At 31.9% G+C, this 26,120-nt stretch carries 31 protein-coding genes; 27 read left to right on the top strand and 4 right to left on the bottom strand.

Annotated elements, in window-relative coordinates; all coding sequences use genetic code 11:
• Nucleotides 1-19 precede the first annotated feature (19 nt).
• From GXK56_RS18065 to GXK56_RS17990, 16 genes are all read left to right on the top strand, one after another.
• The gene (locus GXK56_RS18065; RefSeq protein ID WP_160689967.1) at nt 20-1,039 is read left to right on the top strand and encodes a hypothetical protein; all 1,020 of its coding nucleotides are present in this window, start codon (nt 20-22) and stop codon (nt 1,037-1,039) included.
• Between the two features lies 1 nt (nt 1,040).
• Nucleotides 1,041-1,304 (top strand): YkgJ family cysteine cluster protein, encoded by a 264-nt coding sequence (locus GXK56_RS18060; protein ID WP_160689965.1) that lies wholly within the window; start codon nt 1,041-1,043, stop codon nt 1,302-1,304.
• 100 nt (nt 1,305-1,404) lie between these two features.
• Nucleotides 1,405-1,752 (top strand): hypothetical protein, encoded by a 348-nt coding sequence (locus tag GXK56_RS18055; protein WP_160689963.1) that lies wholly within the window; start codon nt 1,405-1,407, stop codon nt 1,750-1,752.
• Nucleotides 1,753-1,758: 6 nt separating this feature from the next.
• Entirely contained in the window at nt 1,759-2,073 is a 315-nt protein-coding gene (locus tag GXK56_RS18050) for a hypothetical protein (protein ID WP_160689961.1), read from the top strand.
• 309 nt (nt 2,074-2,382) lie between these two features.
• Nucleotides 2,383-3,132, top strand: coding sequence for a hypothetical protein (locus tag GXK56_RS18045; RefSeq protein ID WP_243156177.1), 750 nt, complete (start codon nt 2,383-2,385; stop codon nt 3,130-3,132).
• A 71-nt stretch (nt 3,133-3,203) separates the two neighbouring features.
• A complete protein-coding gene (locus GXK56_RS18040; protein WP_160689959.1) occupies nt 3,204-3,506 on the top strand; it encodes a DUF960 family protein in 303 nt (100 codons plus the stop codon).
• Between the two features lie 63 nt (nt 3,507-3,569).
• Entirely contained in the window at nt 3,570-3,896 is a 327-nt protein-coding gene (locus tag GXK56_RS18035; RefSeq protein ID WP_243156176.1) for a Mor transcription activator family protein, read from the top strand.
• 115 nt (nt 3,897-4,011) lie between these two features.
• Complete coding sequence (locus tag GXK56_RS28590) at nt 4,012-4,821, top strand: hypothetical protein (protein WP_160689957.1); 810 nt, start codon at nt 4,012-4,014, stop codon at nt 4,819-4,821.
• Between the two features lie 46 nt (nt 4,822-4,867).
• Nucleotides 4,868-5,008 carry a hypothetical protein gene (locus tag GXK56_RS18025; protein WP_160689956.1) on the top strand — a complete coding sequence of 47 codons (141 nt, stop codon included), beginning with the start codon at nt 4,868-4,870 and terminating at the stop codon, nt 5,006-5,008.
• 11 nt (nt 5,009-5,019) lie between these two features.
• Entirely contained in the window at nt 5,020-5,223 is a 204-nt protein-coding gene (locus tag GXK56_RS18020; protein WP_160689955.1) for a hypothetical protein, read from the top strand.
• A 112-nt stretch (nt 5,224-5,335) separates the two neighbouring features.
• Nucleotides 5,336-5,476, top strand: coding sequence for a hypothetical protein (locus tag GXK56_RS18015; protein ID WP_160689953.1), 141 nt, complete (start codon nt 5,336-5,338; stop codon nt 5,474-5,476).
• A gap of 315 nt (nt 5,477-5,791) precedes the next feature.
• Complete coding sequence (locus tag GXK56_RS18010; protein WP_160689951.1) at nt 5,792-6,298, top strand: hypothetical protein; 507 nt, start codon at nt 5,792-5,794, stop codon at nt 6,296-6,298.
• A gap of 87 nt (nt 6,299-6,385) precedes the next feature.
• Complete coding sequence (locus GXK56_RS18005) at nt 6,386-8,098, top strand: DUF927 domain-containing protein (protein ID WP_160689949.1); 1,713 nt, start codon at nt 6,386-6,388, stop codon at nt 8,096-8,098.
• A 201-nt stretch (nt 8,099-8,299) separates the two neighbouring features.
• Nucleotides 8,300-8,944: an amidophosphoribosyltransferase gene (locus GXK56_RS18000; protein ID WP_243156175.1), complete on the top strand. Its 645-nt coding sequence runs from the start codon at nt 8,300-8,302 to the stop codon at nt 8,942-8,944.
• Between the two features lie 76 nt (nt 8,945-9,020).
• Nucleotides 9,021-9,446 carry a hypothetical protein gene (locus tag GXK56_RS17995; protein ID WP_160689945.1) on the top strand — a complete coding sequence of 142 codons (426 nt, stop codon included), beginning with the start codon at nt 9,021-9,023 and terminating at the stop codon, nt 9,444-9,446.
• Nucleotides 9,447-9,679: 233 nt separating this feature from the next.
• Nucleotides 9,680-11,350, top strand: coding sequence for a recombinase family protein (locus tag GXK56_RS17990; protein ID WP_160689943.1), 1,671 nt, complete (start codon nt 9,680-9,682; stop codon nt 11,348-11,350).
• Nucleotides 11,351-11,453: 103 nt separating this feature from the next.
• Here GXK56_RS17990 and GXK56_RS17985 read toward each other — a convergent pair whose 3' ends face one another.
• The gene (locus GXK56_RS17985) at nt 11,454-12,035 is read right to left on the bottom strand and encodes a LysE family transporter (protein ID WP_160689941.1); all 582 of its coding nucleotides are present in this window, start codon (nt 12,033-12,035) and stop codon (nt 11,454-11,456) included.
• Between the two features lie 87 nt (nt 12,036-12,122).
• Here GXK56_RS17985 and GXK56_RS17980 point away from each other — a divergent pair, with 87 nt between their 5' ends.
• From GXK56_RS17980 to GXK56_RS17970, 5 genes are all read left to right on the top strand, one after another.
• Nucleotides 12,123-12,704, top strand: a complete 582-nt coding sequence (locus GXK56_RS17980; protein WP_243156174.1) for an XRE family transcriptional regulator — start codon at nt 12,123-12,125, stop codon at nt 12,702-12,704.
• Between the two features lie 220 nt (nt 12,705-12,924).
• On the top strand, nt 12,925-13,059 hold the full coding sequence (locus tag GXK56_RS28585; RefSeq protein ID WP_279283132.1) for a hypothetical protein: 135 nt from the start codon (nt 12,925-12,927) through the stop codon (nt 13,057-13,059).
• A gap of 70 nt (nt 13,060-13,129) precedes the next feature.
• A complete protein-coding gene (locus tag GXK56_RS28260) occupies nt 13,130-13,321 on the top strand; it encodes a hypothetical protein (protein WP_243156173.1) in 192 nt (63 codons plus the stop codon).
• Entirely contained in the window at nt 13,257-13,631 is a 375-nt protein-coding gene (locus GXK56_RS17975; protein ID WP_243156172.1) for a hypothetical protein, read from the top strand. The genes GXK56_RS28260 and GXK56_RS17975 overlap by 65 nt, the downstream gene beginning before the upstream one ends.
• A 350-nt stretch (nt 13,632-13,981) precedes the next feature.
• Nucleotides 13,982-15,511, top strand: coding sequence for an alpha-L-arabinofuranosidase C-terminal domain-containing protein (locus tag GXK56_RS17970; RefSeq protein WP_160689939.1), 1,530 nt, complete (start codon nt 13,982-13,984; stop codon nt 15,509-15,511).
• Between the two features lie 104 nt (nt 15,512-15,615).
• On the opposite strand, the gene GXK56_RS17965 is transcribed toward GXK56_RS17970, so the two are convergent.
• Nucleotides 15,616-16,431 carry a nitroreductase family protein gene (locus tag GXK56_RS17965; protein WP_160689937.1) on the bottom strand — a complete coding sequence of 272 codons (816 nt, stop codon included), beginning with the start codon at nt 16,429-16,431 and terminating at the stop codon, nt 15,616-15,618.
• A 168-nt stretch (nt 16,432-16,599) separates the two neighbouring features.
• On the opposite strand from GXK56_RS17965, the gene GXK56_RS17960 reads away from it, so the two are divergent.
• From GXK56_RS17960 to GXK56_RS17935, 6 genes are all read left to right on the top strand, one after another.
• Nucleotides 16,600-16,947 carry a helix-turn-helix domain-containing protein gene (locus GXK56_RS17960; RefSeq protein ID WP_160689935.1) on the top strand — a complete coding sequence of 116 codons (348 nt, stop codon included), beginning with the start codon at nt 16,600-16,602 and terminating at the stop codon, nt 16,945-16,947.
• 874 nt (nt 16,948-17,821) lie between these two features.
• Complete coding sequence (gene abc-f, locus GXK56_RS17955) at nt 17,822-19,846, top strand: ribosomal protection-like ABC-F family protein (RefSeq protein WP_160689933.1); 2,025 nt, start codon at nt 17,822-17,824, stop codon at nt 19,844-19,846.
• A gap of 230 nt (nt 19,847-20,076) precedes the next feature.
• Nucleotides 20,077-20,349 carry a CD3324 family protein gene (locus tag GXK56_RS17950; RefSeq protein ID WP_160689931.1) on the top strand — a complete coding sequence of 91 codons (273 nt, stop codon included), beginning with the start codon at nt 20,077-20,079 and terminating at the stop codon, nt 20,347-20,349.
• 341 nt (nt 20,350-20,690) lie between these two features.
• Nucleotides 20,691-21,560, top strand: coding sequence for an AraC family transcriptional regulator (locus tag GXK56_RS17945; protein WP_160689929.1), 870 nt, complete (start codon nt 20,691-20,693; stop codon nt 21,558-21,560).
• A gap of 226 nt (nt 21,561-21,786) precedes the next feature.
• Complete coding sequence (locus GXK56_RS17940; RefSeq protein ID WP_160689927.1) at nt 21,787-22,974, top strand: helix-turn-helix domain-containing protein; 1,188 nt, start codon at nt 21,787-21,789, stop codon at nt 22,972-22,974.
• Between the two features lie 74 nt (nt 22,975-23,048).
• A complete protein-coding gene (locus tag GXK56_RS17935; protein WP_207710277.1) occupies nt 23,049-23,195 on the top strand; it encodes a hypothetical protein in 147 nt (48 codons plus the stop codon).
• Nucleotides 23,196-23,210: 15 nt separating this feature from the next.
• On the opposite strand, the gene GXK56_RS17930 is transcribed toward GXK56_RS17935, so the two are convergent.
• Nucleotides 23,211-23,936, bottom strand: a complete 726-nt coding sequence (locus tag GXK56_RS17930; protein ID WP_243156171.1) for a rhodanese-like domain-containing protein — start codon at nt 23,934-23,936, stop codon at nt 23,211-23,213.
• Between the two features lie 248 nt (nt 23,937-24,184).
• Nucleotides 24,185-25,870, bottom strand: a complete 1,686-nt coding sequence (locus GXK56_RS17925) for an alpha-galactosidase (protein WP_243156170.1) — start codon at nt 25,868-25,870, stop codon at nt 24,185-24,187.
• Nucleotides 25,871-26,120 lie beyond the last annotated feature (250 nt).

The following is a 26,120-nucleotide window of genomic DNA, read 5'->3' as shown; positions in this document are numbered from 1 at the left end:
TTAATTAGGAGGAATCAATATGCCAATACCATTTATAATAGGGGCAGCAGCAATTGCAGCAGGTGCATTAGGAGTAAAAAAAGGAATTGATGCTAAAAATGATATGGATTTAGCAAAAAGTATTAATCAGGAGGCAAATGAAACAGCCAAAAGAGCAGAAGATGCGATAAATACAGCAAGAAATAAAACCAAAGTATCGATAGAGAATTTAGGAAGAAAAAAAATTGAACTGTTAACTACAAGTATAAATGAGTTTATAGTTAATTTTGAAAAAATAAAAAATATAAATCTAAAAGATAGCGAGGGATTGGATGAATTAAGAAATTTTAATCCTCAAAGTCCAGAGTTTAAAAAGCTAAAAGAAGCATCATTTGAAGCAAAAGAAATAGCTATTAATGGACTAAGTGCTATTGGTGGAGGAGCATTATTAGCATTTGGAACTTACAATGTTGTTATGGGAGGTCTTGGTGGACTTTTAGTTACAGCTACAACAGGAACAGCACTTACATCCTTAACTGGAGTAGCGGCAACTAATGCAACATTAGCTTGGCTTGGTGGAGGAGCTTTGTCCGCAGGTGGATTTGGAATGGCTGGTGGAATGGCTGTACTTGGAGGAATCGTAGCTGGTCCAGCATTAGCAATAGGAGGAGTAATTTTTGCAAAGCAAGCAGAAAAAGCTTACTATGATGCAAGAGCAAACAATGCTAAAGCAAATGAGTTTGAAGCTCAAAGTAAAACTATAGTAACAATGTTATCAGCTATTTCTACGAGAGCTGATAATCTATGTGAGTTACTAGATAAACTTAATAAATATTTTGTTAATTCAGTAGCAATTTTGAAATATGGAATTGATACGTGTGGTACAGATTGGAACACATATCCAGATAGTATGAAGAAAAATATTTATGCTTGTGTACAGATAGCTCAGACAATAAAAGTAGTTATTGATACATCGTTATTAAATGAAAACGGTGAGTTGATGCCAGAAAGTCAAAAAGCTTTAGAAAGTGGAGAAAGTTTTGTAAAAAGGTTAGGCTAAAATGTTCAAATGTGATATGTGTGGATATTGTTGTAGATCTGTAGCTACAAATGATATTTATAAGCATTTGGATAGAGGTGATGGGGTATGTAAGTATTTTGAAGATGATATTAATAAATGTTCAATTTATGAAAAAAGACCTATCCTTTGTTCTATCGATAAAAGCTATGATAAATATTTCAAAAATACTATGTCCAAAGAAGAATACTATGATTTGAATTATAAAGCTTGCATAAAATTAAAAGAATATTTCAGTAACAAATAAATTCTCAAATATATATTATAATGATGTGATTAATAAGAGGAATACTTAGAGCTATAAGATCTTTGAGTATTCCTTTTTCTATTTTGAGGAGGAATTGACTATGAAAAAATTATACAAGCTTGAACAGCTAGAAGAGCTAAAAGAAAAATACTCAAAGGAAATGCTAAAGGAAGCAGAAGAAATAATAAGACTACTAGATGAAAACTATTCTGAAAACAGGGAACTGGAAGAAATGGGAGGGTATATTACAATATTGGAATTAAAGGAAGATGTTGCAGAAATAAAAGCTAATAGTATAAAAGGACTACTTCCAGAGTATACAGATATTGTAAAGAGTGATGATGGTATTGAGTACTATTCATCACTTTTTCTATTATCCGATGATTATTCAATTGTAGTGTTTTCAACTAAGGAGCTTCACGAAATTCTAATAGAAAAGGAGTTGTAATAAGAAATGGCAAAGCAAACTGAAACTAAAATAATCAAAGAAACGAGCTATTGCAAAATCTATAATAAAGTAAGTATAGAAGATGATGATTATTATAGCTGTATAGAGAGAATCGAAGTAAAGGAGAAGAAGCGTGAGGAGATACGATTTGCATTATATAAAGACACTATAAGGGGAGATAATAGATACATTCCAAGAAGCCTTGATATAACTGAACTTCAACTACTAGAGCTATTAAAGAAAGCGTTTGTAAACAAGGTGTTTTCAGATGAATTCATTGATATGCTAAAACAAGAATTGAATAATGATAAAAAATCCTAATTGCTAAGTAAATAGTAATTAGGATTTTTTTATAGATTCGGGTGAAATCTATAAGCGTATTTTACTATAAAAACGTATTCCAATGTAATAAAAAATTGATATTAATAAATAATATTTTGCAAAAGCCCCATAAGAAAAAAATAATGGGGCAGAATCCCCTAACTGTAAATCTAGTAATATCAACAGTTACCCTAGAAGCCCCTAATCCCCTAGTAAAAATAATAATTTCTATAAAAGTTTTTTGTAAATCTAAGATAAAAAATAAGAATAGCATAAAAATTGAGAGGGAAACAGGGGAATTCGGGGAAAATGAGTGACAGTAAGAATTTTCGAGAGGGAAATGTAAAAATGGAAAAGGGGAGAACAGGGAAATCAATAAAATGTAAAGGAAGAAGAAAAAGGCATAATCTAAGAAAACATAATAAGTCAAATAAGAAATGGAGATGTGTAAAAATGACTATGAATAACAATAACTTTTCATCAATAATACAAAGCTTCATGATGAATGAAATAAATTCGGTAATAAATAAGTATAGCAATATAGAGCCAAAGAAGTTTGAGTATGTAGAAGCTCTAATATCAAAAATAGATGGAGAATTCAAAGAGGAATTACTACAAGATTTTGATAAGGCATTGAAACTAGCAACAGAAATTGGGGAGAATGATGTTGATAACTTGAAAATAAATGTATTTCTGTGGATAAAAAACAATTCTAACTTGGAACTAAGAATAAGTGAAGTAATAATGTATATTGAAGCAGTAGAGGAAGAAGGATATGTTGCAATAGATGAAGGGATAATAATCTATAAGAAAGACAGTGATTTGACATTTCTAGCAAGAAAAAAACTTGAAAATATGCTAGGCCAAGAAAGATTTGTAGATAAGCTATTGGATAAAGATTCACTAATAGAATACTGGATGAATGGGACTAGCAAAGACCAAGTTATAAGAGAACTTGTAAATGGTATTGAAGTAGAAGAACTTCTAAGTTTTGATTCAAAATTAATAGCAAAGAATGAACATGGTGAAGAATATATGTATGCAGAAATAGATTGTTAATAAGGCTACTTTTCATAGGAGAGGTAGTCTTTTTTCATATACAAAAATAAATAGAAAGTAGAGAGATAAAAATGTTTAATGGAAAGAAATATGTAAGCAGAGAAGCAAATGAAATAGTACCAATAGAGCTTCAAATTCTAATGTGGAGCATGATAGATGAACTAAAGGAGAAAATGAAGGTAGACTATCTACAGATTTTCAAAATATCAAAGCAGGATGATAAAAGTATATCCATAGAACATAAACAGGAGATACCAAGATATGAAAATAAAATTGTAGTAGAACTTGAAGGTATTGAAATAACAGGGATTATAAAGATTTATGTAATAGATTCAGTAGAATATTCAACTCTAATTTTGGCTTCAGAATACTAAATTCTATGGATAATTTGGTGTAAGAATGCAGTATAAATACAATTTGGAATTTTACAAGGAAGAATGCACATGATTAATCAAAATAGACTCGTTATTATTAGATTAGAAACAGCGAGAGGGGGAATAAAAATAAGAAAACGAGCTATAGACACTAGCGATTTCAATGGAATCTATGAAGAAATGGTTCAGATATTAGGAATTGAAACCGTAAGAAAGATAAACAAGTATTACAAAGGACAACAGATAACTTTCCCTATAAGGCTATATTCTAAGAAGTATATTCTAAAGAGATTAGAAGAATATGATGGTAAAAATCTAAAAGCACTATCTAGAGAGCTTGGATATTCCGAAAGATGGCTTAGGCACTTAATAGATACTGAATGTAAATAAAATATCGGAAAGGACAAAATATGTCCAAGCAGTTAAACTACAATATATTCATCAAGTAACTTTCAAAAGAGAAAGTATTTGAAATACAAAAAGAAATTATGGAGGGATAATAGTAATGAGAAAACTAAACTTAAAAAAGATAATAACAATGGGGCTGCTAATAACAACAAGTATTCTAGCAGTAGCACCAGTGGGAGCTAATGCGGAATGGAGACAAAATAATACTGGATGGTGGTATTCAAAAGCAAATGGCGGATATTCTATTGGTTGGGATAAAATCGGTAATTCATGGTATTACTTTGATGGTAATGGCTATATGAAAGCAGGATGGGTTAAAGATAATGGTAATTGGTATTATTTAAAAGCAGATGGAACAATGGCTACTGGAACAGTTTTAACAGATGGACAAATATCAAGCTTTACTAATAATGGAGTTTGGCAAGGATATGTTAATAGTGGAAATACTAATACAAATACTAATAGTAGTAATTCTACAAATGTGAATAATAACACACAGGCAAGTACAGCAACACAAACTATATCAAGTAATGATGAATTTACAAGAGATGAAGCTGTAGACTTATGTCGTCAACATCACCAATATAATAGTGCAGGGATAAGTATAGGATTAACTGGAGGAGCTAAAAATTTCAAGGTTGATACACTTGCAGAGGATACTATACGAGAGGATGCTAAAGGTAAGTATTGGCTGTTTGGAATGATAAATGCTAATGATAGAAGCAGTTATCTTGGAACTTTAAAGGTATATGCTAATGGAATTTTTGAAGAACTACAACCAGGACAATTCTTTGGTAATTATCAATATGAAAAAGATTATTTTATGAAGGTTGTGCATGAGGAAACAGATGCAGAAAAGAAAAAACGAGAGGAAGAAGAAGCCAATATCGCTGCAATGAGAGGATAAACTATTAGTTTAATAATAAAATATAAAGCTATTTTTGAGGATTACGATGAGTAATATATTTGAAAAGATTAATTTGTTAAAGAAATGTGAGTTATGTCATAAGAATATGGCAACTAAAAGAATAGTAACTTTGGCAAATAAAAAAATATGGATATGTGAAAAGTGTTATAAATTAGTGAAATTCTAGGAGGAACAACAATGAGTGGTCAAAAATGTGGTAATTGCGGTTATAAGATGTCAAGTGGAGAAGCCATATTCTCAGGCTTAGGTAAATTGTTAGGAGACATAGTAGAAAGAATTCCAAAACAAAATGCAACAGGGACAAACACATTATCGAATGTTACGAGATTGAAATGTCCTAGATGTGGAGAAGTCGGTCGATGGATAAGGGACGATGAGTAAAAGTCTAAGGTAAAAGTAAATATATATTATATAAACAAAAGAACTCTTTAGGATGAATTAATCTTAGGGAGTTCTTTTGCATTAAGAGAATATTTCAAGAGGAGCTGAAAAAATGAAGAATATAGTTATTATAATACAAATAACAATTTTAATTTTTGAGTTGATTAAAGAAGGACTTTCAAAAGGTGAGATTACAGGAATTATAATGAATAAGTTTGATGTATCAAAAGAGATTGTGAAGAAGCTCCTTTAGAACATAAGAAAAGATAGGATTTCTATCTTTTTTTCTAAAAAAAATGAAAATGGTAGCAAATTAAAGAATAAAGGAGCTTATGGGAGAGTGGTGGGTTTAAGGTTTTAAGCTTTTTTTAATGGGTTAGCAATGGAAAAAAAGTATGCAAATTTTAATGAAAACATTTACGGAGTCTTTTTTATCTCAAATTATTTACTGTAGTCGGCTCTGATGGTATCTGAGGCGAGGTTACAATGAAAGAGTTGTATGTAATAATCAAATAACCGGTATATTTATAATTTGAAAGACGTCTTTAAATTGAGGAGTGATTTAATAATGGCAGTTAAGAAGATAGTATCAGGAAAGGTCAAACCTAAGAGCCTAATAGAATTAATTGATAATGATACAATATTAAAATTGAGACAAGCTTATAGTACTTTTAATGATGGTGAAATAAGGAAAGCTAAAATAAAGGGAATCACTGCAACTTCTCCAGTAAAAACACCTACAGGTATAACTCAAAGAGCTAAGGTGGAATTTGGAATATATATGGATGATGGAGATATAAAGACAATGTTTCAAAATTTCTTGCTAATACATTATCCAAGCCAACCAATGTATCAATTGTTAATGGCGACAGCTGGAAGAATCGAAGATGTTACTCCAGACGATATAATTGGTAAAGAAGTTGGAATTGAAATTAGAAATAACAAAACAGAAAACGGAATATTTTCTAATATTTCAAGTGTTTTTAGTGTTGATGAATTGGAAGAGGAAAACAATGAAACTTTTAAGCTTCAAAAACAAAATGTAGATGATAATGTTCAAGAATATGAAGATTAAAATAATATAACTTAGGAATGGTGGTATAGCCTTCCTAGGTTATATCAGTTCCTTAGATAGATTGGCAATGTAAGGAGACAAAAGAATATGGGAGCATTAGTAATAAATCCAGAAGAATTAATAAGTGGCATAGAACATAAATTTGGAAAAGTCAAGCTAAATGACAATGGACTGTATTTGCCAATGACTGTATATGGTAAAGTTCAAGATGTAAAAAAATGTGAGCCTATTGCTATTGGTAAGAATATTTACAATATAGATACAAAAGAAGCATATATAAGGCTTATCTATAAATATCAAGGTTCATATCAGACTATAGACGTTACTATGGAAATGCTTAAATCAAGTAAAATAGCAGACTTATTAAAGTATGGTGTAGATATTCCACCAGAAGATGAAAAATTTATAGCTAGACACTTAATGGAGCAATTAAAGTTAGTTGGGTGTAAATATGTTTACAATAATGTAGGATGGCATTCGGACAGTAACGGAAATTTAGAATTCAGGCTAAATGAATTAATTACAAATAATCCAAATGTTAAAGCTACTAATAACTTAGAAGATCCAACATTCAATTTGTCTTGCAGTGGAACGCTCAAAGCATGGACTGATATGTTTCACAACGAAATAAAAGGAAATACGGCACTTGAAGCAATGATGAGTATAGGATTCTCAGCTCCAATTGTAGGCTATCTGTATAGGAAAGATAAACACACAGATACATTGATATTTCATATGGCAGGAAAAAGCACAACTGGTAAGACAACTGCTAGTAAAGCTGCAATATCACCATTTGGAGTACCAGATACTAAAGGAAAAGGTCTATTCAGAACTTGGAACGGAACAACCAATGCCATAATAAATTCTCTTGGACGAAACTTTGGAATACCTCTAGTTTTTGATGAATTTTCGATGGTAAGAAATAAGGATATGTCTAGAGAAGTATATACAATGACAGCTGGAGAAGAAAAAGCTCGTCTAACAGATACGATAACTCAAAGAAGGAGACCTAAATGGGCAACTACAATAATTTCAACTGGTGAGCAATCAATTTTTGAAAGAGCTAACAATAATGGAGGCTTAAGAGTTAGAGCTTTTACTTTTGAAGGTGTTGAATGGACTAAATCGGCTAAGAATGCAGACAACATAAAGGCTGTAATAAGCGAAAATTATGGTTATGCAGGAGTTGAGTATATGAAATATATATTTAATAAAGGCTTTAGCATAATAGATGATAAATGGGAATATTGGAAAGGTAAATGCTTAGAAGTAATACCTGATAATCCATTTAAGAATAGAGTTGCGGATAAATTTGCAACTATTATGACTGGTGGAGATATAGCAAATGAAGCTTTGGACTTAAAAATTGACTTAGAAGCAGTATTGAAATTTCTAGCTGATAATGAAAGTGAAAGCATTGAAGATAGAGATATTGGTGAAAAAGCGTTCACAGACGTTATACAGCTAATAAATCAAAATATAACTAAGTTTAAGTTCAAAGATAGTGCTTATACACCTCGAAATTGTTGGGGAAAGATTAATTCAGAAGTAACATTCTATAAGGTTGCAGTATTAAAAAATGTTTTAGAAAAGCAATTAAGATACTTAAACTATGAAGATGTTAGAGTCGTTATTAAGGAATGGAAAGAAAAAGGTTATTTGATAACCGAGGTTGGTAAAAATACAAATCGTGCAACTGTAAGCTCACAAGGCAAGCGTGATACAGTGTATATCTTAAAAATACCTATACTAGAACTACGAGAATATGTTGAAAGTAGCCATGTAAATCAAGTTGGCTAGGGGGGAGAGGGGAAAGAAGCCCCTCTTGCCAACCAAGATAAAATAAGGAATTGCCCTAGTTTCCCCTAAAACCCTATCAAAATAAATATAAATAAATAAGAGTTTTGGGAATTTAAAATAATAGAATACAGTCAATTTTCTAAGGGAAATAGGGGAAAGTGGGGTAAAGCTAGATAATATAAGGACTCAGCAGAGGGGAATTTGAAAAAACAAAAAGGGAACACGGGGAAAAGTCTAAAAAATATGCAAGCTAAGTGGAGAAAGGAAGAATGTAATATGTCAGTAAAAAGAAGAATACAAGCAGAAAATAATATGAATGAGGAAGTGGCAAATATGGATAAAAACACACAAGAAGCAAATGTACAAGCAGAAGCAACAGTAACAGAAGGACAAGATCTAGAAGCAACTATAGCAGAAAATACAGAAGAAATTGTAACAATAGAAGAAGCTAATGTGGCTGAAATTGTAAGGAATGCAACTCCATGTTCGGCTAAGAATAGCACAAGAGTAATTTCCAATAAGGGTGGTTTCTCAGTAGTAAAAGCTCAAACAGGCAATAGAGCTACAATTGCAAAACAAGGATATGAACATCTTGGAAAGCCAAGCACTTTGCAATTTGCATTCACAGATACAAGTGTAATAATTGGAGCGAATCTACCTAACAACAGTAATGACTTCAATGTGAAAGACAGCAATGGAAAAGCGATAGTGTACTCAACACCACTGGTAACAGAAATTGCAGAAGCATTTGAGCTAGACTTTTCCAATAGAACCTCAATGACATTTGGTAACATACAATATACGACTAGTGAAGATTCACCAGTAATAATAGTAAAAATCAAGTAATGACAAAAACAAGTCTTGGAGCAATAAAAGCTCCAAGGCTCCTAAAATAAATGCAGTAGAGAAGGAGTTTTGTGTAATGTATAACTTTGAAATAGGTGTAAATGATAACTTTGAAGGAAATAAGATAAAATCTAGCATAGAATTTTCACAAGGAAATGGCAATTCTAATAGTGAAGATGGAGCTATGAACTATGGATTCACAATAAAAGTTTCCAAGGAGCATCTTACAGATGTAAAAACGATAAGGTACATTAGCAATTTAATGAAAGATAAAAGCATAGAAGATGTATCTATAAACATGAAGGAAACCTTAGTAAAATTCAAAATAACCTATGCAAATCATGTTCATGCAAATACAATATCAGAGCTAAATTCATGTGTTGAAACTAACATAAATACAGCAACAAAGATACTAAATGTTTTTGAAATACATGAGTATGAAGTAATAAGTCTATTTTATTTTGGAAATGTGCCATTAGAAATAGAAGATATATTAATGTAACTAATAAGGGTTTTGGAACACAGAAAATTCCAAGACCCAATACTAAACAAATAGTTACTAAATGAATCATAAATGTTTATTAAATATATATTATAAATTTGATACTAGAAAGGATGATTAAAAGATGGAAACTAAAAAGGAACAAGCAACAGTAAATGAAATAATTGAGGTGATATCTAAACTCATCCTTAAAGTTAGTATTAATAAATATAATAATAAGGATGGGGATGAAAATGTCAAAGAGAGTGGCAATATATACAAGAGTTTCCACAAATGAACAAAGTGAGGAAGGCTATAGTCTTGAAGAGCAAGAACGTCTATTGAAGAAGTTTTGTGAAGATCATGATTATACTATATTCAAGGTATACTCTGATAGAGGTATAAGTGGTAAATCAATAGATGCAAGACCAGCAATGAAAGAAATGCTCAAAGAGGCAGACGAAAAAAAGTTTGATATGGTAATTACATGGAAGATAAATAGAATAGCAAGAAATATGTTAAATTTGCTTCAAATAGTGGACTTGCTAGAGAAAAATAACATATCTTTCAAATCATATTCAGAGAACTTTGAAACGGAAACACCTATGGGGAAATTCTCATTGCAAATGATGGGAGCAGTTGGAGAGCTAGAACGTGGAACAATAGCTCAGAATGTGAAGATGGGAATGCTAGCCAGGGCTAGAGAAGGTCGTTGGAATGGTAATATTTTACTGGGATACAATTTGAAGGGAAAAGATGGTTCGACTAATAAAAAAAGAAAAGATACAGAGCTTGTTATAAATGAAGCTGAAGCAGAAATCGTTAGAACTATTTTTTCTATGTACTCAGAAGGGAATGGTTATAAAGCAATAGCTAATAAATTGAATCAGTTTGGATACACAACTAAAAGAGGTAATCCGTTCTCGGTCAATGCAATAAAAGACATACTAAAGAATCCAGTATATATAGGGAAAATAAGGTACAATGTCCTACAAAATTGGAGCGAGAAAAGAAGAAGGCATAAAAACCCTAAGCCTCTAATAGTAGATGGTATCCATGAAGCAATAATAGACCAAGAGCTTTGGGATAAGGTACAAAAAATGATGGAAGATAGTAAGGGAAAACCTTCTAGGATATATGATGGTGAATTTCCATTGACGGGAATCCTAAAATGTCCTGTATGCTATTCTGGGGTGGTCATCATGAGAAGTTCAAAGGCAAGAAAAGATGGTACAAGACATAGGATAGAATACTACTGTTGTGGTGCTTGGAAGAACAAAGGAACTGCAGTATGTCATAGTAATTCAATCAATGTTAATAAAGCTAATGAGTATGTGTTTGGTAAGCTATCAGAACTACTAAATAATGATAAGTTAATCAAAGATATAGTAGTAAACATAAATTCAACTAGAAAAGCGATGGTAGACCCTTCAAAAGATGAACTAGAAAAGATTTTGAAAGAACTAGACAAGCTAGAAGCTAAGAAGAAAAAGGTGTTTGAAGCCTATGAGGATGACATAATAACTAAAAAAGATTTCTCAGATAGAATGGCAGAAATAACATCAAGAGAAGAAATGCTCCAACAGGAGGTAAACAACCTAAAGAGCAACATACTAGATGATGGTGTACAAGAGGTTTCGTATGAGTTTGTAAGAGAGATACTATCAAGTTTCAGTAAGATGTTATCTGAGCTTACATCAAGGGAGCAGCAAAAGAGACTATTGCACATGCTGATTTCAAAAATAACCATAAACAAGACTAGGGATATAGAATCAATAGAGCTTAATATAAATGATAACTTAATAAGTTACCTAAGTAATGGAGGAGAACCAAACCCAGATGGAACTGGAGGAGGTTCTCCTTCTTATTTTGTGTCAAGAAGAAAGCTGATGATAAATCCTGTGAATATAAAAATTTGCATATAAAAAAATATAAAAATACTGCTTAAAAATATGCTAGAATTAATTCGCAATGGTAAAGTTAAACTACGAACTAACCATTAATTATATTTTGTGCTATCTACAGCTTTTACAAAAATAGAGATATTGCACAATAGACTAGTAAAAGTGCCATGATTGTATTGGTTATCTTTGCATATTTTGAAAATAGCTGCTTGAATATTAATCCAAATGCAGACCAGGCTAACGTAAATGAAAAACCAATAAAAGCTAGCAGTAGGGCAAAACCAAATAAATAAAGTTTTTGGTTAGAATAATATGGCAATATATATGCCTCCATTGAAATTATGCAGTAGATATAGATTTTGGGATTAATAAATTGCAAAGCCAAACCTGATACAAAGCCACTTCCTTGATGATTATCCTCAATTTCAGGAGAACTTTTGTATGTTTTTAAAGATAAATAGAGCATATATCCGGCACCAATAATAAGCATTGGCATTTTAATCGTTGGTAACACAGAAGAAAGCATACTACTAAATAGCGTGCAAATTAGCATTACAATGGAAAAGCCTGCCCATATTCCTAGATTAAAAGGTAGTGATTTTTTGAAACCCAAACGACCTGCAGTAGACATGGACATAATATTATTTGGTCCAGGTGTTATTGCAGTGATGATTGCATAGGTAAGAAAGTTGACCCAACTAAACATTTTCTTTGCCTCCTCTAATTTGTAGTGATATAATGTACTAATAGTACAACATATAAAGATTACAATATATTGTACTATTAGTATTATATGTTGTCAATGATGAAGGGAGAAGATTTTTTGGATATTAATATTGCAGTCTCTCAAAATATAAAGCGTATTCGAGAACAAAAGAAATTGACTCTTGATGTGGCTTCCAAAACTACTGGAGTATCTCGTAGTATGTTAGCACAAATAGAAAAAGGGGATGTAAATCCAACCTTGTCAGTATTGTGGAAAATTGCTAATGGGTATAAGGTTTCGTTTACGTCTCTAATTGAACAATCTCAGGAGCAAACAACTATTTTGCCACTCAAAGGTATTACTCCAATAGTGGAGGATGAAGGTAGATATATAAATTATCCTTTATTCAAATTTGATGAACAACGGTTATTTGAAACTTATCGTATCGTGATTGCTCCAGAGGGTGGTTTGCAAGCGGAAGCACATCTTACTGGAACAGAAGAATATATAACTGTATTTAGTGGTAATGTGGAAGTTGCAGTTGGTGATATTGTATATGCTTTAAAGGAAGGTGATTCCATTAGATTTAAGGCGGATATAACTCATGCATATAGAAATATAGGAAGTGAAGAAGTCATTCTTTCTATGCTTATCTACTACGCAAAATAATCAGAGTTGTAATATATAAGAATATAATAATAAGAAGCATCTAGACAGGTGCTTTTTATTTTAAATAAAAGAACTTGTTATATAATTGAGAAATAAAAAATGTTATCACTTGCTACTGATATGGTGAACCGTACCATAAGTGATGTAGACTTTTACTAATTTCAGAAGGCTAGCAACAGTTGTTACCTCCGTGGGTAAAACCTCTTTCGGAAAAACCACCGTGGGGAGTAAAACTGGCATAAAGCAAGAAATTATTAATAAAAATATAAAAATCAGAATTGAAAAAGAAAATGTAATAAATAAAACTTCTGCAAGTTTTGAATTTGTAGAAGTTTTGTGCATAAAACAACTATAGCAAGTTAGTATCTTTTATCATAGGCTGGATTTGATTAAACTATAATAAATGAGGCATATGGAGGGATAAGGTGGATAATATAGACAATTATATAAAATTCAATGAAAAAGCTTGGGATAATTTTTCAGATGCAAATTATCAATGGACTATTCCAGTAAGTAGTGAAACTATTGAATTAGCCCAAAAGGGGACATGGGATGTTGTTATTACACCAACAAAGGCCTATACTTGCTGCATTGGGTGCAGAGGTTACAGTATTTGATAACTGCAAAAAGCGGCTAGAAAAGGACGAATTTGTTGCACAACGTGATGGATTAAAAATTAAAACCATACAAGGTGATATGAAAGATTTATCTGTATTTAATGATGAAACATTTGCAAGTCTTACCAAAGAAGAGTTTGAAAGAGTAACTGTAAATGAAGGAGTTTGTTTTGGACATTCCTTGAATGACTTGATTCAAGGTCAAATTGATGTTGGGTTTTTGATTACACGTTTTTATGAGGATATAGGTGGTTCACCTCTAGATAAATATATTCCTACTTTCTTTACCACAAAAGCAATTAAGTTATAAAAAGTTTCTGCTTTTAATGCTATAATGTAAAAACAGATGATAATGATTCGTTTGAATCTGGGATTTTTTTTGGGGTGATTTTCTTTCATATGCTTAATATTAGTATATATCAATTTTATATTATTAAACATCATTGTATAATTAAAGTTAACGATGTATAATTTTGGATAAATAGGTAATTTGAATCTTAGTGTAAAGCCTAAGGTTAGTAACTATTATTGAGTAGATGTTATAGTATTTACTGTTTTCAATGAAAACGATTTCTTGCAGATAGACATATGGATGCATTAAATTAGACTGGAAAGTTGAAGAAAGCTAGTCAATACTATTTATGAATGGAGGAGAATTAAATGAAAAAAGCAAAGTTAAAATTGGATAAGGATTTTCCGATCGATCAGGTGGACAAGCGAATATTTGGTACATTTATTGAATCAATAGGGGATATTGTTTATGGCGATATTTATAATCCCGATCATCCAACAGCTGACGAGCAAGGCTTAAGGAAAGATGTGTTGCAGCTGATGAATGAACTGAATACAACTGTTATTCGCTATCCTGGTGGCAATTTAGTATCCAATTATCACTGGATGGACGGAATTGGGCCCAAGGAGGAGCGTCCAGTACGTTTTGAAAAGGCGTGGAGGAAAATAGAAACTAACCAAATGGGTATTGATGAATACACTGACTGGGTGAAGAAGATAGGTTCAGAGCCAATGCTGGCTGTTAATCTTGGCACAGGGACACCAGAAGAGGCCTCTTATGAGATTGAGTATACCAACATGGAAGGTGGCACTTATTTCAGTGATCTTAGAAAAAAATATGGTCATGAGAAACCTCATAATATAAAGATGTGGTGCTTGGGAAACGAGATGGATGGCACTTGGCAACTTGGAGAAAAGACAGCAGAAGAATATGGTCGTGTAGCCTATGAGACTGCTAAACAAATGAGACTTGTAGATCCGGATATTGAATTGGTAGCGTGTGGCAGCTGTGCCAATGACAAAAGTCATCCATCATATCCAGACTGGGATCGTATCGTGCTGGAACATTGTTATGAAAAAATTGATTATCTTTCAATACATCGTTACTACAATTATGATCCAGAGAGCGTTAAAGGAACTATGTTTCCTTCGCAGTTCACTCCAGAAGATTTGCCCTGCATCTCAAAAGATATGGGTAACTTTATAGATACCATTTGTGCAGCTGCAGATTTTGTGAAGGGTAGGAAATACTCAGATAAAACAATCAATATATGCTTTGATGAATGGGGTGTGATATCTAGTCAGACTGCAACGGCAGAGGGATTAGATTGGAGTGAGCGTACAATCACAAAGAGTGGTAAGCCTGTTTTTACTATGAACCTAATAGATGCTGTGTTGCTAGGTAGCTTGCTCATAACTTTCATCAATAAGTGCGACCGTGTAAAAATTGCCTGTCAGTCTATTGTAATCGGAAGCATGATTGCAGTGGATTCTAACGGTGGTACTTACAAGCAGACCACATTTTATCCCTTCCAGCAAGCTGCAACGTATGCTAGAGGTGTTGCTCTTCGCCCTGCACTAGAAAGTCCAATGAAGAAGACCAGCAGATTTGGAGAACAACCTTTTATTCAGACAGCGAGCGTTTATGATGAGGAAACTGGAATGGTTACAGTGTTTGCTGTAAACTTGAGCCTGCGTGAGAGTGTAGAATTTGACTGTAAGCTCCAATTTGACAGCGTAAAGCTTGTTCAGCATATCCAAATGCATGATAGTCAGCCTCTTGCTACAAACACTTTTGAGAATCCAGAGCGAATAATACCTAAAGAAATCAAGGTTGACGCAAATAAAGTTGTGTTTCCACCACTGAGCTGGAACGTGCTACGTTATGAAGTGAAATAAGTAATTAAGATTTATATTTGGTTCTTTAAAGATTGAGCAATATAGTATTAAAGATACAAGATAACCCCAATTTGTTAGCAGATTGGGGTTATCTTGTTTAAAAGTTATTTACTTATAAATTTTACCTTTAAGGGGTTTCTGTCTACTAGTTTTTTATATTTATATCTTGGGTAACCAACCATAATAGCTCCTGTGATAACTATATCTTCAGGTATATTAAATAGAGAAATCAGTGGAGAATAATTAGAAAATGCACAAAATTCAAATAATCCAGCCCAGCAAGAACCAAGTCCAATAGTAGTTGCATATAGTTCAGCGTAAGTAAGCTCTGAAATAGTGTTTTCTCTTCCATTTTTAAAATTCTTTGGAGCTGTTGCGATTATAAGATGAGGAGCGTTACGTAAGATTGAATCTATTCCGTAAGTTTTATAGTTTTCTATATGTCTTGAAAAACTCCAATGATGAGAAGATGTTTCTAATTGTTGTTCCATCCATTCAACTATAATTTTAATGGCCTTTTCTAATATACTCTTACTTTCAACAATAATATAGGAGATTGCTTGACTGTTACTTGCAGTAGGTGCATAATGAGCAATGTTAATTAATTCCAGTAGTTTTTCTCTAGGTACGGAAGTATCTTTATAACAACGGATTGAACGTCTTGATCTAAGAAAATGTTCTGCAGTTTTTGAATTTATAACTGGAAAGTTATCTATATCAGTTTGATTAGCTATAGGTGATTTTATATTATCTAGTGCTTCATTGGGGCATACAGCGACACATTGTCCACAAGCAAGACAGTTATTAGCATTAATGACTTTAGGACCAGTTTTGTCTATAGATAAAACATTTGAAGGACATACACTTGCACAAATTCCGCATTTAATACATTTTGATTGGTTTACATTAATTAAATTCATTGAATTTCACTCCTAGCTATTTAACAATTTTTACATCACATTCAAGTTTCTGTGATATAATATAATTTATATTATTACGTTAATATTAACAAGTACGCACTTTTTAGGAACATGGTTACTATTTGTATACCATAGGTAGTGTTTGAAGATATATGAGGTGAGTTATAAATGATGGAATTTAAAGGTATTCAATATAATTGTTCTATGGAGCTAACATTAGATGTAATAGGTGGTAAATGGAAAAATCTTATTATTTGGCATTTAGGAAAAAAAACTATGCGTTTTAATGAGCTAAAAAGAAGTTTACCTAATATAACACAAAAAATGTTAACTCAACAGCTTAGAGCTCTAGAAGAAAGACAGCTTATAAATAGAGTTATCTATAGCCAAGTGCCTCCAAAAGTGGAATATTCACTCACAGATTATGGAAAGAGTCTTTTGCCAATTTTAAATGACTTATGTAAATGGGCAATTAATTATTCTAATTTAATTACTTGTAAAACCGAAATAAAATAAATTAAATTAGTTATAAATTATTATAATATGGTGGTTGTTAAACAGAAGACTACTAATATTGTATATATCGTAATACTAAAAACAGATGTAATAAAATGGTTATCACTTGCTACTGATACGGTGAAACATATCATAAATAAAATATAATATCAAATTATATGTAATAACACATAAAACCTCATTCTTTTTTATGAAATAAGAATGAGGTTTTATGTAGTATATAGAACTGATAAGATATACTTAGAAAGAAGATTTATATAATAAAGAAAAAAACATGTTGAAAGGAGAGAGTAAGTTATGACACCAGCTAATTGCTAATATTGATTAAAATATAATTTTAAAATTATTTTAATTTAATATGTATTTTATGATGAGTTTAATTTGCCTAATTATTTTAGGTTTTATTGTTATGCTCTTTATGAAATAAGGCATTTAGAAGGTAACTTACTTTACTGAAATTCAACATTATAATTTATAGGATATTTCAAAATTATATTTTTTAACTTTAAATCAATGTATTTTGAAATATTAAGCTAAAATTTTTAGAGAAGCTTTAGTGTAGATTATATAAGCATAATAAGAAGAGTTTATTAACATTCCTAGATTTCTGCTTATATCATATTTCAATAAATTATAATATATATGGTTTAATAAGATTTTTACATTAATAGTGTGATATATGTTTATGTATTATGGTTAATGCAAGTGTAGTTTTATTGTTGAAGCATATAGAGTAATAGAGGATTTTTAGACTGTAAGGAGAGATTGAGCTTCTTACAGTTTTTTTAATTAACTATAGTTCATAGACTTAAGAACCTTCTCTGCCTATCCATTAAGAGTATGAATAAAATAAGGATGAAAGAAGGAATTTTTTATGTTCGAATTATCGTTAATTAATGTAAAAAAGTATATGGATGCAACTCTTGTGCTTAAAGATATAAATTTTCAAGTGTATGAAGGAGAGAAAGTTGGTATAGTAGGGGTTAATGGAAGTGGAAAGAGTACTATTCTTAAGCTAATAGCTGGAATAGAGCAAATGAATTACTATTCAGGTTATCCCCAAACCTCAAGTTATGGATATGATGAAGGCTTTGTTTGTGTACCTAGAGAAGCTAGGTGTGCTTATCTTGAACAAATACCTCAATATGAAGATGGTATGAGAGTTATTGATGTTCTAAAAGTAGCATTTGATGAAGTTTACACAATAGAGAAGAAAATGCGTGAGCTAGAAGAAAAAATGAAATGTTTAGAAACTGATAATTTAGAAAAAGCTTTAAAACAGTATAGTAAATTGGTTGAATTATATGAAGTTAAAGATGGATATAATACAGAAGAAAAATTAAATAAGATTTGTACGGGATTAAAATTAGATGAAAGCTTTTTAAATAAGGAATTTAATTTATTAAGTGGTGGTGAAAAAACTACGGTTGTCCTTGGTAAACTATTAATTGATAATCCAGATATATTACTACTAGACGAGCCTACAAATCATCTAGATATGGAGTCAATTGAATGGCTTGAAGCTTATATGAAGAACTACAAGGGTATTGTAATTATTGTATCTCATGACAGATACTTTTTAGATAATGTAGTAACAAAGATTGTAGAAATAGAAGATATGGAGAGTAAGACTTATAAAGGAAATTACTCTGATTTTGTGGAGCAAAAAGAAAAGAATATGTTTGAACAATTTCATCAATATAAAGAACAGCAGAAAGAGATTAAAACTATACAAAACACTATAAAGGAGCTGAGGGATTGGGCAAATAGAGTAGATAATAATAAATTGTTTAAAAGAGCTTCTAGTCTACAGAAAAGACTTGATAAAATGAAAAATAGTAACACTGAAAGTGACAAACACTATAGAACTAGAGGTCAATATGTAAGAACTAAAAAACCAAAGCTTGAAAAAAATAATATGAATCTTATTTTTAAAGAAACTGAAAGATCTGGCAATGAAACAATTAAGGCTGAAGGACTTTTTAAATCATTTGAAGATAAAGTTATTTTAAAAGACGTAGATTTATTAATTAATTTTGGTGAAAGAGTAGCATTAATTGGTCCAAATGGTAGCGGTAAAACTACCTTACTAAAAATACTTTTAGGTGAAGAAGAGCCAGATAGCGGTGTAGTGGAATTAGGTGCTAATGTAAGAGTAGCATATTTGCCACAGCAAATTATCTTTAAAAATGAGGAACTTACTGTACTAGAGTGCTTCAGAGAAGATATTTCAATGCTAGAAGGAAAAGCACGAGAATACTTGTCTAAATTCATGTTTTATGATAAAAGTGTATTTAAAAAAGTAAAGCATTTATCTGGGGGAGAAAGAATAAGATTAAAGCTTAGTAAGTTATTATATGAAGATGTAAATTTATTGATATTGGATGAACCAACTAATCATCTTGATATTGACTCAATAGAAACTTTTGAGGAAGCTCTAGAAGACTTTAAAGGAACTATATTTTTCATATCTCATGATAGATATTTTATTAATAAAATAAGTGAAAGGGTAATTGCAATTGAAGATAATGCTTTTAGAAGTTATCTTGGTAATTATGATTACTATAAGGAAATTACAGAGAAATTAAAGCTTAACACTATAAATGATGAAACATCAGAGTTTAAAAAAGGTAATGAATTAAAAAATAATGATGAAATCAAAAAAAGTAAAAAAGCTAATAAACCAATAAATGTTGATGAAACTAAAAAGAATGAAGCGGAAAAAGTTAAAGTTGAAATAAGGGTTCAAAACCTTGAAAGAGAAATACAAGATACTGAATTGGCTATGACTGACTCAAATATACATTATGAGGAACTTAATAAATTATATTCTAGAAAAGAGGAGTTAAGCAAAGAGTTGGATGAGGTTATGGAATTATGGTTAAACCTTAACAGTTAATGTGAGTTTTCTACTGAATGGAATATATTGAAGTTAATCCTATTAATGGTATATAATAAAATAGAATTCAGTGTAAATTTGGACTGGATTTATGGTTATATAAGAAAGGGGTACGGCTTTTATGAAAAAACCTGCTATTTATGCATAGCAAAGGCTATTGCATAAAAATTAATGATTAAAATAGCCTTTGCTCAATCCTAAAATAGAATTAAATTTAGGAGGAGCATATAATGAGCTATGCAAGTGCTAGGGATATTTTCCCTGAAGATATATTAAAAATAATTCAACAATACGTGGATGGTGAATGCATTTATATACCCAAGAAAGAGAAAAATAAAATTGCATGGGGTGAACTAACCCAGGGCAAAAATGAAGTTTTGAATAGAAATGCTAGAATATATGAGGACTATTTATCCGGAATGTCTACACAAAGCCTTTCTGAAAGATATTATTTGTCACCCAAAAGTATACAAAGAATTGTTTTACAAGAAAAGAAGAGATGATAATAGCAAGTGTGCTACCTAATTTGTATTGGGCGGCACATTTTTATTTATGAATTAAGTATGAGGTTGCTTTGATATCAATGCTATTGCATTGATATATAATACATCTTCAAATAAGGTGATAGACAAATGTGGCTTTAGCTTAATGGGTACTAAAAAAATTGATGGTGTGATTCAAGTTATGCATTTATAAAATTATATAAAATGTAATATAGTAACTTCTATGACAAGAGAATATAATTCTTATTAGGAAATTAAGAATTATAAGCCTACAAAATGCGGCAGAAAATGTCGAGTGAAGTTATTGTTAAAAAGATATTATTGAATTGGAAGTGATAAGTATGGATTGGGTTAAGCAATTAAATGAGGCAATAAACTATATAGAGGAAAATCTTGAAGGTGAGATATCTAATGAAACTATTTCAAAAATTGCAAGATGCTCTATTTATAATTTTCAAAGAATGTTTTCATATATAGCAGATAAGCCATTATCGGAATATATAAGAAATAGAAGATTGACCATGGCAGCTTTTGATTTATTAAATAGTGAAGAAAGAATAATTGATATTTCCCTAAAGTATGGATATGAGTCTCAAGACTCATTTACAAGGGCATTTAAAAATTTTCATGGAGTATTGCCTTCAAATGTAAGGAATGAAACAGTTCAGTTGAAATCCTGTCCTAAACTTTCCTTTCAAATTATAATAAAGGGAGAAAATCATATGAATTATCAAATTGAAGAATGGCCAGCATTTAAAGTAATGGGAGTATCACATAAAATAGGAACATCAGAAGCATTTAAAGTAATTCCGCAAATTTGGGAAAATTCGTGGAAGAATGGAACAATGAAAATATTTCTTGAGAATTTTCCAGACTACAGACCAGCAGGATTTTTAGGAATTGCTCAAGGAGGACAATGGGGAGAATCAGAGGAGATGGAGTATATTATTGCAGTAACAAATCATGTTGATGTATCAAACTGTAGACATGTTCCAGTAATTGATGGGATGAAAGAATTTTCTTATCCTGCTGCAACATGGGTAATTTTTGAAGCTAATGGGGAGTTACCAGATGCAACACAAAAAATTTATAAACAATTTTACAGTGAATGGCTTCCTAATTCAGGATATGAATTGGATGACCTTCCAGTTATTGAGTGTTATATGCAGGAGAATCGTCAAGAGGTTTGGATTGCAGTTATTAAAAAATAGAGAAAAGGATAGATAATATGAGTTATTTATTTAATTGATGGTATTATAAGGAAGGTAACAGAATAGTTATTTTAATATATTAGACCAATTAACTAGAATAATATGTTATCATGGTGGAATATAGAAAATTAAATAAAAAAGCACTTAAAAACATTGCATTAAAATACACCTAATGCAATGATTCTTTCATGAATTCTTGATATATTTGTAACGAGGAGGTGAGGTTATGGATTGGCAGAAGTGCATGAACCAAGCACTTGATTATATTGAAGATAATCTATCTTGTGATATTGATTATTATGTAGCGGCAAAGATAATGAACTGCTCGGAGTGGGAATTTCGGCCAATTTTTTCCTTCTTAGCTCAAATTCCATTATCTGAATACATTCGTCGCAGACGATTAGCTATGGCTGCAATAGATATTAAGAAGGGCGAAAAAATAATTGATGTTGCTATACGTTATGGATATGAATCTCAAGCAGCTTTTTCAAGAGCATTTAGTCGATTTCATGGAATAGCGCCATCTTTGGCTAGAGAAGAGGTGGTAGCTCTAAAAACATTTCCACGCCTATCCTTCAAACTAATATTAATGGAGGAAAACGTTATGAAACAGAATTCTAATCACAGAACTAATATTATAGGTGCTGGTGAAGTTGGTTATGCTATTTCAATTGATATGGACAAGAACAACATTCATAAAACTAACAGTTCTTTTTGGGACACTAAAGGAAGTGAGGTTATAGGTACAACGGCTCTTCCTAATTATGGATCATTTGTTTCGGAGGAAAAATTGCATCTTTTTGGAGATGTATCAGGTAAAAAATTGTTAGAAATAGGCTGCGGAAGGGGACAGTCTCTAAAATATCATGGAGACCACAAGGCTTCTGAACTATGGGGTGTAGACATTTCTGAAAAGCAAATAGAAAAAACTAGGGAATATTTATCCTTAAATGGTTTTTCTGCAAAATTAATTTGTTCACCAATGGAAGAAGATTGTGGAATACCTGTAGGTTATTTTGACTATGTTTATTCTGTTTACGGTATTGGTTGGACTACTGACCTTGAGGGCACTTTTTCCAGAATTGCTTCTTACCTAAAAAAAGATGGTGTATTTATTTTCAGTTGGTCTCATCCAATACATAAATGCGTTGCTGTGGAAAATGATTTACTTACTTTTAAAAAAAGCTATTTTGATGAATCATGGTATTCTGTTGCTCTTGAAGGAGGTGCTATATCTTTATCGGATCGAAAATTATCAACTTATATAAACGCATTAACAAAAGCAGGATTTATTATTGACGAAATGATTGAAGAATCTGACGAGGACATGCTTAAATTACATAAGGAAGGTGACTTTGTTAAAAAAGCCAAAATGCTTCCTCTAATATTTGTAATCAAAGCAAGAAAACTATAGCAATTTAAAAAATTAGATTGTTCTTCATTTTAAAGCATTGTATGATTACTTCAGACATCGGTGTGCTAAAAGATATGAGAATAATCAGTGATAATAGATCAAAAAATATAATGTACTTAAATAGACGAAGAGAACCAAGTCCAGATGATACTGGGATTGGCTCTCATTATTATTTTTTTTGTTATGTTGGAACAATGATAATATGTTTCATAGAAGTGTGACACTGATTTAAAAAGTTAATCAGCTTTAATTAAATTATATTCATACTGATCTATACCTGGAATTGTGTAAATTCTGCTGTAACCCGCATCTATAAGTGCATTTGCAGCTAAGGAACTCTTGTAGCCCTTTTGACAGTACAGGATTATTGGAGTATCCTTGCTTTCACATACTGAAAAAGGGTTATTCCATATATCCTTTAGTGGTATGCAAATGCTTCCACTTATATGCCCCATCTTATAATCTTCATTATCTCGCACATCAATAAGCATTACCCTACTATTATCTAACATCAAATCCAATGCTTCATCGGGGCACAATGTTTTACTTTTAAAGACTCTACCCTGAGTCTGAGGAATACGCTGCTCCTTATCAAGCATTCTTACAATAATTTGAGCAGCTTCTGCATAAGTTATACTACCGTGTGCATGGAACATGTTATTATCATGCTCTAGGATTATGCCTTTAACATACACTTGTGCTATATGCATAACGCAGGTATGGCAGACGTATAAATCTCTAAGATTTTCTGCTGCCGACCATTCATCCTCATCTTTTTCACCAAATTCTGTTAAAAGCGCATCGTGAACTATTCTTGCAGCCGAACGACGCTCAATTGGATTGTTTATATTTGTAATATCATAGTCCTCTACAATACCTTTATTCAAAGCATAATCAATATATCCAGAGGACCAACTGTCATTAATGGGTTCTATATTGCCTTTACTACTTCTTATTATCATTGCTATGAACTGCTCAGTGGTAACGGGATCATCGGGATGAAATAAGCTGCCATTCATCACTGAAATAATACCGCGTTCTGCAAGATTTAAAATATAGGCTTTAGCCCAATGATTATCAATGTTAGAAAAATTCAGATCTTGTACATCAACATTGGTGGAGTTTAAAATAAGCTCCGCCATATCAAAAGCTACATCTGTTTTTGATAGATTTTTCATATTAGTAATTCCTTTTTAATATTATCAGGATCTTAAACAGGAGTAATTCTTACAGTTAAATTGTCATAGGCATCAATGCCTGTAACAGAGAAGATCCTTGAAGTATTTTTTGTATGCTCACCTGTCCATAAATCTGTTATGTAGTAGCTTTGAGCATTTTCAAATTTATCAACATCAACCATTTTGTGCCCAACATAATCAATAATGCGACGCACATCAACTGAATGCTCTTTATTATCTCTTGAACTGCTAAGATTTATAAAGGATAGTGCAATATCTCCATTTTCAAGAGGTTTTGCAAGGATATCAATACGGTTGCTATTAGTAATATAAGCTGTATCAGGATTTGTATTATCCAAGGAACAATAAATTCTTTTTGCTTGAACTCCTAACTTATCTTGATTTAATGCTATTAGGTCTTTGTTTGCGATAATCTGCCAAAGCTCATCACCCTTTGTAACACGTCTTAAATCCAGTCCGAGCATAATAGGAGAATTCATCATACACCACATAGACATATGAGTTTTACTCATAGTAGTTGTTATACCATTCATTCCTATTACAAGCATGTCTGGATCATTCCACCCTTTGTCAAGGCCAGCAAATTCGTCCATAATAACAGCCTTATCGTACTGTGAAGTTATACTTGCAGTATTGTTTGAACTCCATTCTGCCGAGCCTGGATTTTCAATAGAGCCAACATTGAAGGTTATATCATTAAGAATACGCCATGAGTCTCCAACCTTGTAGGCCCAATTTTGAGGTTGTGTTTTGCCCCATTCGCATAGTGAAAATACTATGTCATGATCAGGGTGAGCCTTGTTCAAACCATCAAACAATACAGCATATGAATTAAGGGTATTTTCTTGTCTTCTATGATTCATAAGACGTATGATATTTTCTCCTTCATTTAAAGATACAATTATTTCGTCTGAATCTTTAAAACTAGTTGGACTTTCTGTAGGAGAGAGCAAATCATCAAAATATCGAGTTTCATTATCTGCATTTCCAACTGCAAGCTGAAGCCAGCTTCCTGTGCCGATTTCTTCACCGCTTGCGTAATTTATGATTATAGCATATTCGCCAGTTGCTGGAGCGTTCACAGTAAACTCAAGTTCACACCATCGGTCACCTACAGGTGTTGTTCCAATATTTGTTCCGTCAAATGTACCGATGTTTGTAACATAGTTGTCTCTGTTTTTTGATCCACCTTGACCTAAAAGCACACCGTATTTAACAGCATTTAAAGTTTTTTCAAATTTTTCACCTGAAACGGTTATGCTTCTAATATTCGGAGCATAGGTATATTTTGCATTTGTAGCATCTGAGAATGTTGCATTATCCCAAAGGTAATAGCAGTTATCAACCTTTAAAAAGTCAACTCCCCAGTCAATGTAAGCTTTAGCATCCACATCTTCATAGCCGCAGGTACCTACTGCAGAGCCTGCACAAAGATTTGTACCTATATCATTGTACATTCCGAATTTTAGTCCTTTGCTGTGTACATAATCAGATAATGCCTTAAAGCCGTTTGGAAATTTGATAGTTTCATTTGAAAGTAACCCGTTTACGCGTTCTGATTTATAGCAGCCATCATCGAGAACTACATACTCGTATCCCAAATCTGCAAGTCCCAAATTAACAATTGCATCAGCCATAGCCTTTGTAAGCTCCTCACTATTTTTGCTGCCAAAGGCATTCCAGCTGTTCCAACCCATTGCAGGAAGGCGTCCTTGCTTTTTATTCAAAAGTACCTCGCCGTTTGAGAAAGCTGGAAACATATAGTCAGGATCAGTAATCTCGTCAGGTGCAGTTCTTGATGTAGTTCTTGCCGATGTAGACGTACATACTGTATTTAAAGTATGAAATTTATTCATAAGAAATCCTCCTTAAATTTACATTTATATTTTTACGATACATTAAATTAATGTGTAAATAAATGTGTTTTTATTGAGCGGTTATGGGAAA

The organism is Clostridium sp. C2-6-12 (genome assembly GCF_009928485.1).
Taxonomy (GTDB): Bacteria; Bacillota; Clostridia; order Clostridiales; family Clostridiaceae; genus Clostridium.
This window is presented reverse-complemented; position numbering and strand designations above follow the sequence as displayed.